At 58.0% G+C, this 14,188-nt stretch carries 18 protein-coding genes and 1 tRNA gene; 9 read left to right on the forward strand and 10 right to left on the reverse strand.

The window, feature by feature from the left end; translation table 11 throughout:
• Positions 1-18: 18 nt before the first annotated feature.
• Positions 19-95, reverse strand: a tRNA-Asp gene (locus ABIE60_RS07950).
• Between the two features lie 217 nt (positions 96-312).
• Between ABIE60_RS07950 and ABIE60_RS07955 the strand changes: the two genes are divergently transcribed.
• A complete protein-coding gene (locus ABIE60_RS07955; protein ID WP_354468902.1) occupies positions 313-897 on the forward strand; it encodes a SecY-interacting protein Syd in 585 nt (194 codons plus the stop codon).
• Here the strand turns inward: ABIE60_RS07955 and ABIE60_RS07960 are convergent, their stop codons facing one another.
• The gene (locus ABIE60_RS07960) at positions 898-1,566 is read right to left on the reverse strand and encodes a DNA-3-methyladenine glycosylase I (protein WP_354468903.1); all 669 of its coding nucleotides are present in this window, start codon (positions 1,564-1,566) and stop codon (positions 898-900) included.
• A 190-nt stretch (positions 1,567-1,756) separates the two neighbouring features.
• Between ABIE60_RS07960 and ABIE60_RS07965 the strand changes: the two genes are divergently transcribed.
• A complete protein-coding gene (locus ABIE60_RS07965; RefSeq protein ID WP_354468904.1) occupies positions 1,757-2,971 on the forward strand; it encodes a pyridoxal phosphate-dependent aminotransferase in 1,215 nt (404 codons plus the stop codon).
• 93 nt (positions 2,972-3,064) lie between these two features.
• Positions 3,065-3,433, forward strand: a complete 369-nt coding sequence (locus tag ABIE60_RS07970) for a hypothetical protein (RefSeq protein ID WP_354468905.1) — start codon at positions 3,065-3,067, stop codon at positions 3,431-3,433.
• A 3-nt stretch (positions 3,434-3,436) separates the two neighbouring features.
• Here ABIE60_RS07970 and ABIE60_RS07975 read toward each other — a convergent pair whose 3' ends face one another.
• Entirely contained in the window at positions 3,437-3,913 is a 477-nt protein-coding gene (locus ABIE60_RS07975) for a 3'-5' exonuclease family protein (protein ID WP_354468906.1), read from the reverse strand.
• A 175-nt stretch (positions 3,914-4,088) separates the two neighbouring features.
• On the opposite strand from ABIE60_RS07975, the gene htpX reads away from it, so the two are divergent.
• Positions 4,089-4,979 (forward strand): protease HtpX, encoded by an 891-nt coding sequence (gene htpX, locus ABIE60_RS07980; RefSeq protein WP_354468907.1) that lies wholly within the window; start codon positions 4,089-4,091, stop codon positions 4,977-4,979.
• Between the two features lie 64 nt (positions 4,980-5,043).
• Here htpX and ABIE60_RS07985 read toward each other — a convergent pair whose 3' ends face one another.
• The 3 genes from ABIE60_RS07985 to pdxB are packed head-to-tail and all read right to left on the reverse strand — an operon-like array spanning position 5,044 to position 8,044.
• Complete coding sequence (locus tag ABIE60_RS07985; protein ID WP_354468908.1) at positions 5,044-6,156, reverse strand: ATP-NAD kinase family protein; 1,113 nt, start codon at positions 6,154-6,156, stop codon at positions 5,044-5,046.
• Entirely contained in the window at positions 6,153-6,869 is a 717-nt protein-coding gene (locus ABIE60_RS07990) for a flagellar brake protein (RefSeq protein WP_354468909.1), read from the reverse strand. Before ABIE60_RS07990 ends, ABIE60_RS07985 begins: the two co-directional genes overlap by 4 nt.
• The gene (gene pdxB / locus ABIE60_RS07995; RefSeq protein WP_354468910.1) at positions 6,866-8,044 is read right to left on the reverse strand and encodes a 4-phosphoerythronate dehydrogenase PdxB; all 1,179 of its coding nucleotides are present in this window, start codon (positions 8,042-8,044) and stop codon (positions 6,866-6,868) included. Before pdxB ends, ABIE60_RS07990 begins: the two co-directional genes overlap by 4 nt.
• Positions 8,045-8,161: 117 nt before the next feature.
• Here pdxB and ABIE60_RS08000 point away from each other — a divergent pair, with 117 nt between their 5' ends.
• Both ABIE60_RS08000 and trpB read left to right on the forward strand, forming a co-directional pair.
• Positions 8,162-8,401, forward strand: coding sequence for a hypothetical protein (locus ABIE60_RS08000; RefSeq protein ID WP_242529976.1), 240 nt, complete (start codon positions 8,162-8,164; stop codon positions 8,399-8,401).
• 108 nt (positions 8,402-8,509) lie between these two features.
• Positions 8,510-9,712, forward strand: coding sequence for a tryptophan synthase subunit beta (gene trpB, locus ABIE60_RS08005; protein WP_354468911.1), 1,203 nt, complete (start codon positions 8,510-8,512; stop codon positions 9,710-9,712).
• A 7-nt stretch (positions 9,713-9,719) separates the two neighbouring features.
• On the opposite strand, the gene ABIE60_RS08010 is transcribed toward trpB, so the two are convergent.
• The gene (locus tag ABIE60_RS08010; protein WP_354468912.1) at positions 9,720-10,574 is read right to left on the reverse strand and encodes a diguanylate cyclase domain-containing protein; all 855 of its coding nucleotides are present in this window, start codon (positions 10,572-10,574) and stop codon (positions 9,720-9,722) included.
• 159 nt (positions 10,575-10,733) lie between these two features.
• On the opposite strand from ABIE60_RS08010, the gene ABIE60_RS08015 reads away from it, so the two are divergent.
• The 3 genes from ABIE60_RS08015 to ABIE60_RS08025 are packed head-to-tail and all read left to right on the forward strand — an operon-like array spanning position 10,734 to position 12,311.
• Complete coding sequence (locus tag ABIE60_RS08015; RefSeq protein ID WP_354468913.1) at positions 10,734-11,228, forward strand: hypothetical protein; 495 nt, start codon at positions 10,734-10,736, stop codon at positions 11,226-11,228.
• Complete coding sequence (locus ABIE60_RS08020; RefSeq protein ID WP_354468914.1) at positions 11,225-11,842, forward strand: SCO family protein; 618 nt, start codon at positions 11,225-11,227, stop codon at positions 11,840-11,842. Before ABIE60_RS08015 ends, ABIE60_RS08020 begins: the two co-directional genes overlap by 4 nt.
• A 4-nt stretch (positions 11,843-11,846) precedes the next feature.
• Positions 11,847-12,311, forward strand: coding sequence for a copper chaperone PCu(A)C (locus ABIE60_RS08025; RefSeq protein ID WP_354468915.1), 465 nt, complete (start codon positions 11,847-11,849; stop codon positions 12,309-12,311).
• A 33-nt stretch (positions 12,312-12,344) separates the two neighbouring features.
• On the opposite strand, the gene ABIE60_RS08030 is transcribed toward ABIE60_RS08025, so the two are convergent.
• The 3 genes from ABIE60_RS08030 to ABIE60_RS08040 are packed head-to-tail and all read right to left on the reverse strand — an operon-like array spanning position 12,345 to position 14,167.
• Positions 12,345-12,875 carry a hypothetical protein gene (locus ABIE60_RS08030; RefSeq protein ID WP_354468916.1) on the reverse strand — a complete coding sequence of 177 codons (531 nt, stop codon included), beginning with the start codon at positions 12,873-12,875 and terminating at the stop codon, positions 12,345-12,347.
• Positions 12,868-13,419, reverse strand: coding sequence for an elongation factor P hydroxylase (locus ABIE60_RS08035; RefSeq protein ID WP_354468917.1), 552 nt, complete (start codon positions 13,417-13,419; stop codon positions 12,868-12,870). Before ABIE60_RS08035 ends, ABIE60_RS08030 begins: the two co-directional genes overlap by 8 nt.
• Positions 13,412-14,167, reverse strand: coding sequence for a hypothetical protein (locus tag ABIE60_RS08040; protein ID WP_354468918.1), 756 nt, complete (start codon positions 14,165-14,167; stop codon positions 13,412-13,414). Before ABIE60_RS08040 ends, ABIE60_RS08035 begins: the two co-directional genes overlap by 8 nt.
• Positions 14,168-14,188 lie beyond the last annotated feature (21 nt).

Consider the following 14,188-nt stretch of genomic DNA (forward strand, 5'->3'; position numbering starts at 1 on the left):
CCTTTCTTCTCTCAGTGTTGGCGGAACGGACGGGACTCGAACCCGCGACCCCCTGCGTGACAGGCAGGTATTCTAACCAACTGAACTACCGCTCCACTCGCTTTCATTCACATCTCGGCGTGTCTAGACACACCCCGTGAATGAGGTGCGCATTTTAAGGAGTTGGCCTGCGTTGTCAATCGTTTATCGGAGATTTTTTTATTTTCCACCCGCCCATCTGCATGGCGATTCAACAGGGGGCCGGGCCGCTTGCAGCGTTGCCATGTATAAGACAGAGTGTGGCCGAATCAGAAACCAATCGAAAGCATAGCCATGACTTCAGTTGCCGACAACCACACTGCAAAGGCGTTGGACGCCTTCATGCAACGCCTGACCAATCTGCACCAGCCCGACAGCTGGCCGCTCACCCCGTACGACCCCGACTGGCCCAGCCCCTGTTACCAGCAAGAGGCCGCGACTGGCGTACAGGTACTCTGGCGCCCCGTGCTGAATACTGATGGCACAGAGCTGTTCGAGGGACTGAGCAACGCCTTTGAGCAACCGGTACACCCATCCGTTATCACCTTCTACAGCCGCTACTGGTCGGATCATATTCCGGCCCAGCTGCCCGACGGGCGAGAAGTCAGCCTGCTCCAGATCTGGAACCGGGAAGACTTCGAACGCTTGCGTGGAAACCTGATTGGCCATGCTCTGAGCAAACAGAAGCAGAAACGCCCCCTTACCCTGTTTTTTGCCACTCTGGAGCCGGATACCGACCGTTTCTTCAGCGTCGATAACACGGACGGCAGCATATGGCTGGAGCGAGCCGGCAAGGCGCCACTGGAACGGATCTCGGATTGCCTGGCCGATTTTCTTGATCGTCTGACACCGTTGAAACTGCCCGATATCGACAGCTGATCAACCAATACTGCATGCCAGCAAGCGGCTGATTTGGCACAGGGGACGACCCGACTGCTCTCGCAGCCGATTGAAAGCCTCCTGCACCTGCTCAAGATCACGCTGTGCGGCAGGCCGCTTGCTGACCACACCCTGCGCCTTCAACGCGACCACCACATCATCGGTCAGGATAAAGGTATCTTTGCCGAGCATGCGTAGAAAGTAGGCACCCGAATTGCCGCCCAGCTGCTTGCCACGCTTTTTGAACAACTGCCACAGGCCGACGATATTGTCTTCCGGCCACTGGGCGATCATGCCCGCGACACTGCCATATTCACGCGCCAGATCGGTCATCAGCACTGCATTGGCGCGGGTCGCCTTGATCTTGCCAAAATGACGGATCAGCTGAGGGTTATGCATCAGCTGCTCCAGCGCCTCATCACTCATTTCCTGCACGGCTTCCGGGTTAAAGCCGAAAAAGGCCTGCTCAAACGCCGGCCATTTGGCATCAACCAGAGAATGCTTGAGGCCGGCGCGAAAGATGCGCCGGGTCATTACGGAAAACACCCTGTCATCACTCAGTGCAGCCAGCACTGCCGAATCTGAAGGCAGTGACCCAAGCATCTCATCGAGTCTGCGCTCTGGATGCAGATTAAGCGCCTGTTCACACAGTTCCGGCCAGCTTTTCATGGGTATCCTCTCCTGTTGAAATCAGGTCTGAAAACAGATCAGTTTGTTGCTCAAGCGGGACCGGGCCGCCATTGTCACGACCAGTGCCGAGCGCGTATGATTGGTCACTTTAATTTTGCTGTCCAGTCAGTGCCACGCTCGGCCAGATGCATACGCCCGCCCGTCGCGCCTGGAGCTCAGGAACGAGAAGATGTCTGTCATTCGCAAATCGAACAAGCTGATCAACGTCTGCTACGATATTCGCGGCCCCGTCCTGCAGGAGGCCAAGCGCCTCGAAGAGGAAGGTCACCGCATCCTCAAGCTTAATATCGGCAACCCGGCCCCCTGGGGGTTTGAGGCACCGGAAGAGATCGTGCAGGACGTCATCCTGAACCTGCCCGCCTCACAGGGTTATTGCGACTCCAAGGGCCTGTTTTCGGCGCGCAAGGCGGTCATGCAGGAGTGTCAGCGCAAGAACATCCGCAATGTGGGCATTGACGACATCTACATCGGCAACGGCGTATCCGAGCTGATCGTCATGTCAATGCAGGGGCTGCTCAACGATAACGACGAAATGCTGATTCCGGCACCGGACTACCCGCTCTGGACAGCGGCGGTGAGTCTGGCCGGCGGCAACCCGGTACATTACATCTGTGATGAGCAGCAGGACTGGTACCCGGACATCGACGACATTCGCAGCAAGATCACCCCCAACACCCGTGGCATTGTCGTCATCAACCCGAACAACCCCACCGGAGCACTCTATCCGGAATCACTGCTGCTGGAGATTCTGGAGCTGGCCCGCGAGCACAAGCTGATCGTGTTTGCCGACGAGATCTACGACAAGATCCTCTACGATGGCGAGCAACACACCTCACTGGCCTCACTGGCTGATGACGTGCTGTGCATCACCTTCAACGGCCTGTCCAAAACCTACCGCGCAGCCGGGTTCCGGTCCGGCTGGATGATCATCAGCGGCCCGAAACACCGTGCCCGTGATCTGATCGAAGGATTTGAGATGCTGTCCAACATGCGCCTGTGTGCCAACGTGCCTTCGCAGCACGCCATCCAGACAGCACTGGGCGGCTACCAGAGCATCAATGAACTGATCGTGCCTGGCGGGCGCCTCTACGAGCAACGCACTCTGGCCTGGGAGATGTTGAACGACATTCCCGGTGTCTCCTGCGTCAAGCCCAAGGGCGCCATGTACCTGTTCCCGAAACTGGACCCGACGCGTTACCCGATTCGCAATGACGAGAAATTTGCACTTGATCTGCTGCAGCAGCAGAAGGTGCTGATCGTACAGGGCAGCGGCTTCAACTACCCTGACACCCAACATTTCAGGTTGGTATTCCTGCCCTCAAAAGACCTGCTCACCGATGCCATCGAACGCATCGCCAGTTTCCTGCGCACCTACGAGCAGTGATGCGACCGCTGACAACCCGCTCGGGTTGTCAGCAAAATGTCACCTGAATGACATATACTCAAGACAGTCCAACACCCATGACAGAGAGTCATCATGTTTATCAAGATCAAGAAAAACTGCGGTATCCAGATGGAACACAACGGTCTTGAGAAAGGCCGTCTGGTTCCGGTCACATCCAACTTCCTGCTCAACCTGAGCCAGGTTGCGGAAGCATCCTTCTATACCATCAAAGATCGCAAGGTACGTCAGGATCTGGAAGGTCACGATATCGAGCTTCCATTGCAGACGCGGGTCATCCACCTGCAGATGACCTACCTGTACGCGACCTATAAGGAAACCATCAACGGAAACAAGGGTCGACTGGTGGAGCGACAGTACTACAAGCTGTATTTCTCGCCCGAGAACGTGGACACCTACGAAGAGCTGCGCGGCGTGATCGACCAGCAAGTCGCCAACGCGTGAGCGCTAGGGGGATTCATGCAGCACCGTGCGAATGGCGCTGATCAGATCCTCCACATCTCGCATCGCCCGATGCCTGCGAAACTGGGTACGGGCGATAAACTGATACTGGATGCGCTGCTCGCCACTGAGTACGGCATCAAGTCCTACCAGCCGAAAAGCTGGCTGCATGCCAGTGGCTCGATACAGCCGACGCAGCCAGAAACCATCATAATCAAACGCATCACTGACCACCTGCTCACCCTCAAGCGCCTGATTCAGACGCTGACAGGCCTCATCGGCCCCGATCCCTTCCTGCAGCAGCAGTTCTGGTTCAATGCCGTGCAGCTCTTCTGCAAATTCATCCCAATAGGTCCAGCCCGGTACAGACTCGGGGTTGATCAGAAAGCTGTCACTGCGACCTGTTTCGGCACAGGCCCAGGCAATCTCGATCGGATAGGAGTCCGAGGCAAGACCACTGGCTTCAAGGTCGATACAGATCACGCGTTACTCCCAACTGCTTAAACTCTGAACGGCCGCCCATGATACCAATTTATGTGGCAATTCGGAGGCCGGAGCGGAAGCATAATTTTATTGTCCAACACAGCGCGCTGATTGAAACTAACGCACAGTACCCCCATCTAATGGGCAAACCCAACTTCAGGAACCTTTAACCACCATGATGAGAATTGCACTCTTTCTGGCCACCAACCTGGCTGTCATTCTGGTTGCCAGCGTCACGCTGAACCTGCTCGGGGTTGACCACTACCTCAGCGGTACGGGCCTTAACCTGACCTCACTGCTGATTTTCTGTGCCGTGTTCGGTTTTGCAGGCTCCATCATTTCGCTGCTGCTGTCCAAAATGATGGCCAAGATGTCGACCCGCACCCAGCTGATCGAACAGCCTCGCACCGAACAGGAGCGCTGGCTGCTGGATACCGTTGCAGAGCTGTCACAGAAAGCGGGCATCAAAATGCCGGATGTCGGCATCTTCCCCGCACAGCAGGCCAACGCCTTTGCGACCGGCTGGAACAAAAATGACGCGCTGGTTGCGGTCAGTGCCGGCCTGATGCAGCGCTTTCGCCCCGAAGAGATCCGTGCGGTGCTGGCCCACGAAATTGGGCATGTGGCCAACGGCGACATGGTAACACTGGCGCTGATACAGGGCGTCGTGAACACATTTGTGATGTTCTTTGCCCGCATTGTTGGCTATGCCGTGGATTCCTTCCTGCGCCGTGGTGAACAGGGCGGCGGGGTTGGGATCGGCTTCTACATCACCACCTTCGTATTCGAGATCATCTTCGGCATCATTGCTTCCACCATCGTGGCCTGGTTCTCTCGCCGCCGCGAGTACCGTGCCGATGAAGCAGGCGCCCAACTGGCGAGCCCCCATGCCATGATCGGTGCACTGCAGCGCCTGAAGGCCGAGTACGGCATGCCCGATCAGCTGGAAGGTCAGCTGACCGCCTTTGGCATCAGCAGCCACATGAAGCAGGGGTTCATGGCCCTGTTCGCCAGCCACCCACCGCTGGATGACCGAATTGCACACCTGAAGCAGTTCGGCCGCTAGACACAAAAACGAAAAGGCGCCTCGACAGGCGCCTTTTCAGCTTCAGAGAAGGTTGTCCGTGTGATTACTGATTTGCCGGTTCGGCAACGGGGTAAAGTACGGCATCGCGGTAGCCTGTATGCACCTGAACCAGCCCTGCCAGCGAGGCATCCAGCTCAGGGTCGCCACTGTCGACGATCAGTGGCCGTCCATCAAGTGCATTCAGCTTGGTTTTGGTCGCCACCACATAGAGACTGGCACGCCTGAGCAACTCTGGGCTCAGCTGCTGATTGCCACGGCCGATGATATGCCCCTGCCCTCCTATCAGGGTAATGACGATCTGAACGGGCTGATCTGCGGTCAACCGTTCCAGCTCCCGGGCACTGCAGTCCGATGCAAGCAGTTCGCCGTTACGCACAAGATCGACACCGAGCAGGGTATTCTCAAGCCCCAGCGCATCCATGATGGCCGCCACAGTGGTGCCGGAACCGATCAGATAATTTACGTCCGCTTCCATCTGCTCGATAAAGCCGGCGGCTATATCATCCAGCACCAGCTGTTCATCTTCCTGACCACCGCCGTTTTTGACATGCTGCAGATAGCGATGCTCGATCGGCACATTCATCTCACCAAAAAAACGCGCCTGCACCCGCCCGGCACGAAACGCATCCTCATCCAGGTCGCGTACCTCCTGCCCTCCCAGACTCACCAGCTCGCCACGCACCAGCATGGCCAAAAGCTCACCTGCGGCGGCAGGCGTTATCGCGTAGACACCGGAGTGAATCTTGACCCCGGCCGGTACACCCAGTACCGGGATCGTATCTTCCACCGCTTCGCAGATATTGCGCGCGGTCCCATCGCCACCTGCAAACAGGATAAGATCAGCACCGGACTGCTTCAGCGCTCGCGCCGCAGCCAAAGTATCATCAGCGGTGCTGGGATCGGTCTGTGGCGTACCGATAACCCGAGTGACGAAGCCTAGCTCACGCGCCAGATCAGCCCCCATATCACCTTCCCAGGTCAGTATTTCGATCTCCATGCCCTGGACGGCCATCAGCGCGATACGCGTACGCTCAATGGCACGCGGGACCGCTCCCAGTTCAAGCGCGCGCGCAGCAACATCATCACTCCCCTTCAGCGCCACACTGCCGCCCAAACCGGCCAACGGATTAATGATCAGCCCCAACCTGAAGCTCATGCTTCCATCTCCTCCAGGTAGCCGGTATCCAGCAACTGCTGCTGGTAAATAAAACCCGCCAGAATCAGACGTGTTTCCTCTTCCAGGTCGATGAACTCAACACCATGACTGAAGGCATTGAGCAGACCAGCGGCAGACTGATACTGGTTACAGATGCGCGCCGGCAGCAACAGCATGTGATCCATACCGGCCACACTGACGCGTGCGGTAACATAGAGCGAGTCACCGGGCTGACCGAGAACGCGGGCAGCATCAATACGTGCACCCGACAGGCTGAGGTCACGACAGCAGGCCGTAATGGCCGGGCTTGAACCGGGCAGCGCAAACTCATCCGCTTCAATCCTGACCGCCAGATTCATCGGTACACGGCTATGCTGGCGCACCTTTCTCAATTCAACCTGCTGCGGGTAGGCCAGATGCCAGTAGTGAAATGGCTGTGACTGGACATGCAGCAGCCGAGTTTCGAAGGTACACAGATAGTTGCCGCTCATCAGCCGAGCGGTAAAACGCGTTCCGGCATGCACCAGCCCTGAGCCGGACGGCTTCGGACTCGTCACCAGCAGGCTCTGATTTTCCTTCAGCCCAATCAGTTGAACCGCAAAGCGCTGGCGAGGTGAGCGCACCTCCAGGCGTACCTTTTCCCCGATCACCGGATTCAGTTCGGCCAGCGTTTTCAGCGTTTTGCCTGGCAAGAAGGCGGACATATCGGTCATGCGTTACCCGTTGTCTGTTGCAATTGTCCCGAGCGGTGATCGGTGGCGAAGCCGAGCGCCTCCAGCTGACGCTCAAGTGCCCCATCGGCAGAAACGCGCAGGGTAGCGAATTCTCGGCGTTCAGGATACATGCGCCGCAGCTGATCGAAGGCTTTCCCTTGCTGCTCAGGTGACAGGGACAGCGTAGCACGCAGGGCACGATCATCCCGAAAGGGATCATACACCAGCCGCACCGGCGTCAGCAGATCGGCATCCGGTGACAGCGCCAGCGATTCCACCTCGGCGGCGGGCAATACCTGTTCCAGCTCGATTGTCGCTGCCCGGCCAAGATGCTCACACAGCGCACGATAGAGCATCCAGCTGCCGCGGATCTTTCCATCCAGCGCATAGCCAGCAATATGCGGGGTCGCGATGACACAAAGCGCCGCCAGCCCGGGGTCGACCTTGGGCTCATGCTCCCACACATCCAGTACCAGCGTCACATCAGGCCGCTGCCGCTTGAACGCCAGCAACGCTCGGTTATCGATCACCGGCCCACGACCGGTATTGAGCACAATCGCATCCGGTTTCAGCAATGCCAGTGTTTCAGCGTTCAACAGATGCAGGCTTGGCCAGGGGCCGGAACGGACCAGCGGTGTATGCAGAGAGACGATATCGGCCTGTTGCAACAGTGTGGCAAGATCGACAAAGCCCGCTTCACCTTCCTGCTCGGCCCTTGGCGGGTCACACAGCAACACCTGAAGCCCCATGACTTCCAGTCGCTGCTGCAAACGACGCCCCACATTGCCCACCCCGATGATGCCTACCACCTTGCCAAACAGATCGAATCCACGCTCACCGGCCAGATGCAGCAGGCTGCTGAGCACATATTCCACCACCGAGTCAGCGTTGGAGCCCGGTGCACTGCTGAAGCCGATACCCTGCCGCGCCAGCCAGGGCAGATCAACATGATCCGTGCCGATGGTGGCCGTGCCCACAAAGCGCACCGGCGTATCGGCCAAGAGTGCCTCATTCACCTGCGTCACAGAGCGCACCAGCAGTATGTCCGCAGTTGCCAGATCAGCACGGCACAGCTCACGACCGGAGCGGCGCACAAGACGACCCAAATCGCCAAACAGAGGTTCCAGCGCAGGCATGTTCTCATCGGCCACGATTGTCAGTTCAGCTGTATTCAAGTTCCTATCCTTATCAGGCCGGGGGCTTTACAAATGGCGGTGAATCAGGCTCAATCACGCGCCCCATTATAAGACTATCCCCCCTTCGGGTCATTGAACGGTAACGCTTCCTTGGTTGTGCGCTGGCAGAAAAATCATGATTTTCTTGTTGTCCGGATCTACCGCGATCTGGCTGGCGACTGGGTCGTGACCCAATGCGAGGGCAACCGGTTGACGCCGGAGTGCTATCACCAGACCCTGACCCCTTCCTATCAGGCAGCGCTGCAGTTGCTGCGCCAGATCAGCCGCGAACAGCGCCAGCGAGGCTATCGCCGCACAGCCGCCCATGAAGAGCAGCTGGGCTTTGATTTCAGTTGAGTTTTTATCACTTCAGCCTTGGCACCCTCACGCCTGCGTTTTATAGTCTCTGACCGCACCAATATGACTGATTGATGGCAGCCAGATGCCTCAGTGCATGGAGAGAGTATGAGCAGATTCGAGTTTTCCCAGATGCCAGACGCCAACGGCTACTTCGGTGAATACGGTGGCCAGCTGATTCCGCCCGAGCTGAAGCAGGTGATGGACGAGATTGACCAGGCCTACGAAGAGATCCGCCACCAGCCCGAGTTTCAGCAGGAGCTGGCTGATCTGTTCACCGATTATGTCGGACGTCCAAGCCCCGTATTCTATGCCCGCCGCCTGAGCGAGAAACTGGGTGGGGCTCGTATTTTCCTCAAGCGCGAAGACCTCAACCACACCGGTGCTCACAAGATCAATCACTGCCTGGGTGAAGCCCTGCTGGCCAAGTACATGGGCAAGACCAAGGTAATTGCCGAGACCGGCGCCGGCCAGCACGGCGTAGCCCTGGCAACCGCCTGCGCACTGGTGGGTATTCCCTGCGAAATTCACATGGGTCAGGTGGATATCGAAAAGGAACACCCCAACGTGGTCAAGATGAAAATTCTTGGCTGTACACTGATCCCGGTGACGCGCGGCACAGCCACCTTGAAAGATGCTGTCGACAGCGCCTTCGAGGAATATCTGAAGGATCCCGACAACTTCATTTATGCCATCGGCTCAGTGGTAGGCCCTCACCCCTTCCCGAAAATGGTGCGCGACTTCCAGAGCATCATCGGCAAGGAAGCGCGTGAGCAGTTCCAGCAGCGTGAAGGCCGTTTGCCGGATTTTGTCACGGCGTGCGTCGGCGGCGGTTCCAACGCCATCGGCATGTTTACGGCCTTCCTGGAAGACGAAAACGTCAACCTGGTCGGTGTAGAACCGGCCGGCTTTGGCCTGGATACCGACAAACACTCCGCCACCATGACTCTGGGCAAGCCCAGTGAAATTCATGGCATGCGCTGCTATGTGCTGGAGCAGGAAGATGGCACGCCTATGCCGGTGCACTCCATCGCCTCAGGCCTGGACTACCCGGGGGTCGGACCGCAGCACAGTTACCTGAAGGACCTTGGCCGAGTACAGTATGAGACCGCTACCGATGACGAATGCCTGGATGCCTTCATGACCCTGTCCCGTGTGGAGGGGATCATTCCGGCACTTGAAAGCTCACATGCCGTTGCCTGGGCCATGCGCAAGGCCCCGGAGCTGAGCCCGGAGCAGTGCATTCTGGTCAATCTGTCGGGCCGTGGTGATAAAGACGCGGATTACGTGGCGCAGAAACTGGGGCTGTAACGCCCCTTCAGAAGTAATAGACCCGCTCTTCAAGCATGATCGACCGGTGCAGCGCCTGTTCTGACCGGTCGATCAGCTCGTCTGCGGTAAGACCATCATCGGGACTGACCGCCACACCAATATTGATGCACAGCCCCGGCAGGTCCGCCTGTTGCATCTGCTCCAACGCCGCCGCCAGCTTGTTGATCACCCGCTCAATCGCTTCCGGACAGTCGATCTGCTCCAGCACCACCAGCCAGGCACCTGAGTCCAGCCGCGCCAGCGTATCGCCCTTGCGGATCTGTTCCTGCAACACCTGCGACATCCGTTTCAGACTGCTGTTATAGCGCTCCTGCCCCTGCTCCGGCTGCTGTCCGCTGAGCTGCAGCGACAGAAACACAACATACTCCTGAGCCCGCTGGGCGCGCTGCAGAGAATGCTCCAGACGCGCCCTCACTTTCATGTCTGCCACCGGCGGCAGATTGTCTTCACTCAGCGGTGCCAACGGATGCTGAAGGCGGTACAGTGGTGTCATGTCGCGCCCGGTAATCAGGACCGAATCGACCGCCTCATCGTCGCCGATCCCGGCGCTGACTTCGAATCGAATCAGACGCGGGCTGGAATCAGGCACCTCCAGCCAGCGCTCCAGATCCTTGCGCTCATCCGTCACCATCAGTTCACGCAACACCGGCAACGGATAGGCCTTGCCCAGCAACTCCTCGCGGGATTTACCGGTCAGGCGGGCAAAAGCAAGATTACACCAGCTGCAGGAGCCATCCAGACCCAGTACCAGAATCAGTTCCGGCAGCTGGTCCATAAGGGTATACAGGTGTTGCGGGTTTACGGCCGGTGCTTTTTTTTGTTCTGTGCTGCTGGCACTCATTTGGGGGCTTTCCTGCTCTGATTGTTACAAGGTCTGTCGGGCCTGACACGATAACCAATCCTGCGCCATCTGACCAGATTGTCTCGACCTCTCGGGGCATCAGGTGCGACAATTTGTCACCTTCCCGGCGACCACCTGCTCACCTAAACTGGAGCCCGAATGAATACGCGCACCGATACCGCCATGGACTGGCTGAAGCCACTGCTGATGGCCCTGTTGATGATCGGCCTGCTGGCCAGCTTCTGGCTGGGTGCACGCCTGATCCAGCAAAGTCTCAGCGGTGCCGCACATGCCCAAACGGTGGATTGTGACCTGCAGCAAGGGCCGTGCAAGTTCGAGCTGGACGGGGTTTTGATGCAGCTGGAAGCCACGCCGAGACCGCTGCGGTCACTGCTGCCGTTCGAGCTGTTCCTGCAGGTGCAGGGCCAAGGTGACATGGAGATTGTCCGGATTGATGCCGAGTTGCAGGGGGTAGACATGTATATGGGACAGAACCGTTTCAGCCTCACAGCCGAACCCGGCGAAAGCAACCTATGGCGCGGACGCAGCGAGCTTGCCATCTGTACCACCGGCGAGATGCGCTGGTACCTTCTGCTGATGCTTGAAACGGCCACCGGGCAGAAACAGGCCCGATTCGAGTTCAATGCCCGATGAATACACAACTGAAAACACTCAAGATACTGCTGTTGCTGACCGCTTTCCTGCTGGCAGGCCTGACGCTGGCATTTGTGTTGCGGCCACAGCCGGTCGAGACCCGCATTGCACAGGGTGACACTCGTCTTGGTGGCGATTTCACCCTGACCTCGGCCACTGGGCCGATATCCCTGTCCGACTTCAGGGGGCAGGTTGCGGTTGTATATATCGGCTATGCATCCTGCCCGGATGTGTGTCCCACTGCACTGGCCGTGCTGACCCAGGCACTTCGCAATCTGGATGACACTCAGCGCGAGCAGGTGCAGGGCATCTTCATAAGCGTTGACCCGGAGCGGGACACACCCGAGAAACTGGCACAGTACAGTGCTTTCTTCTCACCGCGACTGATCGGGGTTACCGGCAGCAAGGATGAAATCGACAGGGTGGTCAAACAGTATGGCGCCTTCTATCGGCGCGTGGAGATGCGTGATTCCGCGCTGGGTTATGCCGTGGATCACTCATCAAGGCTTTATCTGATCAATCGCGAAGGGCAGCTGGTGCATACACTGCTGCACAACAGCACCCCGGATGAACTGACGCTGCACCTTAAACAACTTCTGGCCGAACAAGGATAACCCCATGACCCGATTGTCGATTTTACTGACCACCCTCTGCCTGAGTATCTCCATGGCCTGTGCTGCCGAGATCAGCGTTGAACAGCCCTTTGCGCGCGCCACACCACCGGGCCAGCCCAACAGCGCCGCATTTATGCAACTGGTCAACAAGGGAGAGACAACCGCGCTGGTCGCGGCCAAGTCATCCGTGGCAGACGTGGTTGAATTGCACACGCACACCAATGACGAAGGTGTCATGCGCATGCGCAGAATCGAACAGATCGAATTGCCAGCGGGAGACACCACTGTACTGCAGCCGGGCGGCCTGCATGTGATGTTGATCGGCTTGAAGCAACCGTTGCAGGAAGGCAGTCAGATCGACCTCAGCCTTGAGTTCGCCGACGGTAGCCAGCAACAGATTGACCTTCCGGTACAGATGGCGATGCCGGCCGGCATGCAGATGCAACAGCACACACACGGCGGTCACTGAGCTCAGGTCAGACCGGGGCCAACAGGCTCCGGTTCAGCACATCTTGCAGCCTCGCAAGCGTGCATCAAAATGGCTGTAAATTGCCAGACAGGCTTCCTTCTCGCTTGCCACACCCAGAAACTGACTGTTGTAACCTTCTACGTAGTGCATGCTGCGCAGTTCAGGTTCCAGGCTGTCCGGCTCCACCCGATACGATTTGAACCCCACCCGATAAACGCCGGCATAATCCGCATAGACCAGCTTCCCGTCTTCCACGGTTACGGGCAGGCCTGACCGGGGCAGCTCCAATGCCGGCACATTCAGCGGATTGTCGGTATGCAAAGCTAGAAAAAAGTCTGCCTGCCCAGCGGTATCGAACACGCCCAGTACCCAGCTGGCGTCTTCATTCCAGGCATAAAGATACCAGAACACTTCAGCTCCACGGCTCAGCGCCAGGCGCTGGTAGTGAAACTGGTCAGAACGAGCACATTCCAGCGTCAATAACCGTTCCTGATCTGGCAGTTCACATGACTCATCCGGCAGGCAACTGACCCAGTCGGTTGCCTGAATTGTCAGGTTACGCATATTCACACTCGTCATGTTCGAGGCAGAACTGCTCCGGCTGAAGCGGCTCGGTGCCATATTCCTGCTGCAGCCCTTCCACCAGCATTCTGACCCGCGGCGGCAACCCCTGCTGCAGTATCATCTGCACCTCAGCCAGTACCGAGCGCCTGAAGCCATCGCTGGCACCAATACCGGCACTGAGATTATCGGCACTGAAGTGAAACTTGCGACCGGCGGCTCTGTTGAATATCCATTCGTAGGCCTGAGGACGCACTTCGACACGCTCGAACTCGGCCTGCTCATCGGCGGTGCGGCCATCCGGCTTGTACCAGTAACCGAAATCTTCCAGCAGACGGCGCTCGGGACCCGCCACACACCAGTGTGCAATCTCGTGCAACGCACTGGCATAAAAGCCATGCGCAAAGATAATCCGATGATGCGGATGGGCCTGATCGGCCGGCAGGTAGATCGGCTCATCGCTTCCCGCCACCAGTTCAGTATTATAGCTGAGCAGAAAAAGACGGTTGAACAGCCGAATCAGCGGCTGGTAATCCGGTTCAGTCACGGATGTACTCCTGCCAGCGGGTATCATTCAGCCACCAGCTGCGACCTGTGTTGCGATCGATCCTGACCCCTACATAGCCCTTGCGGTCCTGATCCGCTCGATGCAGCAGCACATCATAGTCACCCCGCGATGGCGTTTGCTGCTCCTGCAACGGGCGCCACTCACCACTGTCCGCCAGCCAGGTTGAACCGTTCAGGCGGTGATAACGCAGCAGAATCCAGTCACCACTGCGCGTATAAGTCGTGCTGAGCGCATACTCGCCGCCCGAAGAGCCGGTATTGTCGAGCGAGTTCAGCACCTGCATCAGCTGTCCGATCGCCATATCCAGCTGCTCACCGCCACCCTCGGCAGCAGTCCTCGATGCTTCAGCTTCCGCACCGTTTTCGGTCGCGACAGCGGCACTGCTTAGCAACTGCAGACGGTTAAGCACCATCTGATTTTGCTCCTGCAGGCGCTGGTTATCTGAACGCAGCTGCAACAACTGCTCCTGAATCAGCGTCAAACGCCCGCCAAGCTGATCAAACCGGGACTGTTCCGAGAGTGCCGGCGCTGCCGGCGTCTGCTGGACTGGCCGCGAACGGTCGTCACGGGCCGGCTGATCGGCAGAAGGCTCTGCCGCCTGGTTGTCATCTGTCTGCGGTGCTTGCGCCTCTTCAGCGGAGGCACTCTCGGGCTGCGTCTGATTGGTGGCGTTGCACCCCAGCAGCAGGGCACTCAACAACAGGGGGCTGAATTTGATGATGCGCACGTTAGGCCTCGGGTCGACAAA

Source organism: Marinobacterium sp. MBR-109, from assembly GCF_040547565.1.
Taxonomy (GTDB): domain Bacteria; phylum Pseudomonadota; class Gammaproteobacteria; order Pseudomonadales; family Balneatricaceae; genus Marinobacterium.

What these genes read in the sequence shown, in the direction of transcription:
- ABIE60_RS08025 (WP_354468915.1), top strand. Translation starts at nt 11,847, where the DNA reads ATGACCCGATTGTCGATTTTACTGACCACCCTCTGCCTGAGTATCTCC.
- ABIE60_RS08010 (WP_354468912.1), bottom strand. Translation starts at nt 10,574, where the DNA reads ATGAGTGCCAGCAGCACAGAACAAAAAAAAGCACCGGCCGTAAACCCG.
- ABIE60_RS08030 (WP_354468916.1), bottom strand. Translation starts at nt 12,875, where the DNA reads ATGCGTAACCTGACAATTCAGGCAACCGACTGGGTCAGTTGCCTGCCG.
- ABIE60_RS08015 (WP_354468913.1), top strand. Translation starts at nt 10,734, where the DNA reads ATGAATACGCGCACCGATACCGCCATGGACTGGCTGAAGCCACTGCTG.
- ABIE60_RS07990 (WP_354468909.1), bottom strand. Translation starts at nt 6,869, where the DNA reads ATGACCGATATGTCCGCCTTCTTGCCAGGCAAAACGCTGAAAACGCTG.
- ABIE60_RS07970 (WP_354468905.1), top strand. Translation starts at nt 3,065, where the DNA reads ATGTTTATCAAGATCAAGAAAAACTGCGGTATCCAGATGGAACACAAC.
- htpX (WP_354468907.1), top strand. Translation starts at nt 4,089, where the DNA reads ATGATGAGAATTGCACTCTTTCTGGCCACCAACCTGGCTGTCATTCTG.
- ABIE60_RS07960 (WP_354468903.1), bottom strand. Translation starts at nt 1,566, where the DNA reads ATGAAAAGCTGGCCGGAACTGTGTGAACAGGCGCTTAATCTGCATCCA.
- ABIE60_RS07955 (WP_354468902.1), top strand. Translation starts at nt 313, where the DNA reads ATGACTTCAGTTGCCGACAACCACACTGCAAAGGCGTTGGACGCCTTC.
- trpB (WP_354468911.1), top strand. Translation starts at nt 8,510, where the DNA reads ATGAGCAGATTCGAGTTTTCCCAGATGCCAGACGCCAACGGCTACTTC.
- ABIE60_RS07985 (WP_354468908.1), bottom strand. Translation starts at nt 6,156, where the DNA reads ATGAGCTTCAGGTTGGGGCTGATCATTAATCCGTTGGCCGGTTTGGGC.
- ABIE60_RS07965 (WP_354468904.1), top strand. Translation starts at nt 1,757, where the DNA reads ATGTCTGTCATTCGCAAATCGAACAAGCTGATCAACGTCTGCTACGAT.
- ABIE60_RS08020 (WP_354468914.1), top strand. Translation starts at nt 11,225, where the DNA reads ATGAATACACAACTGAAAACACTCAAGATACTGCTGTTGCTGACCGCT.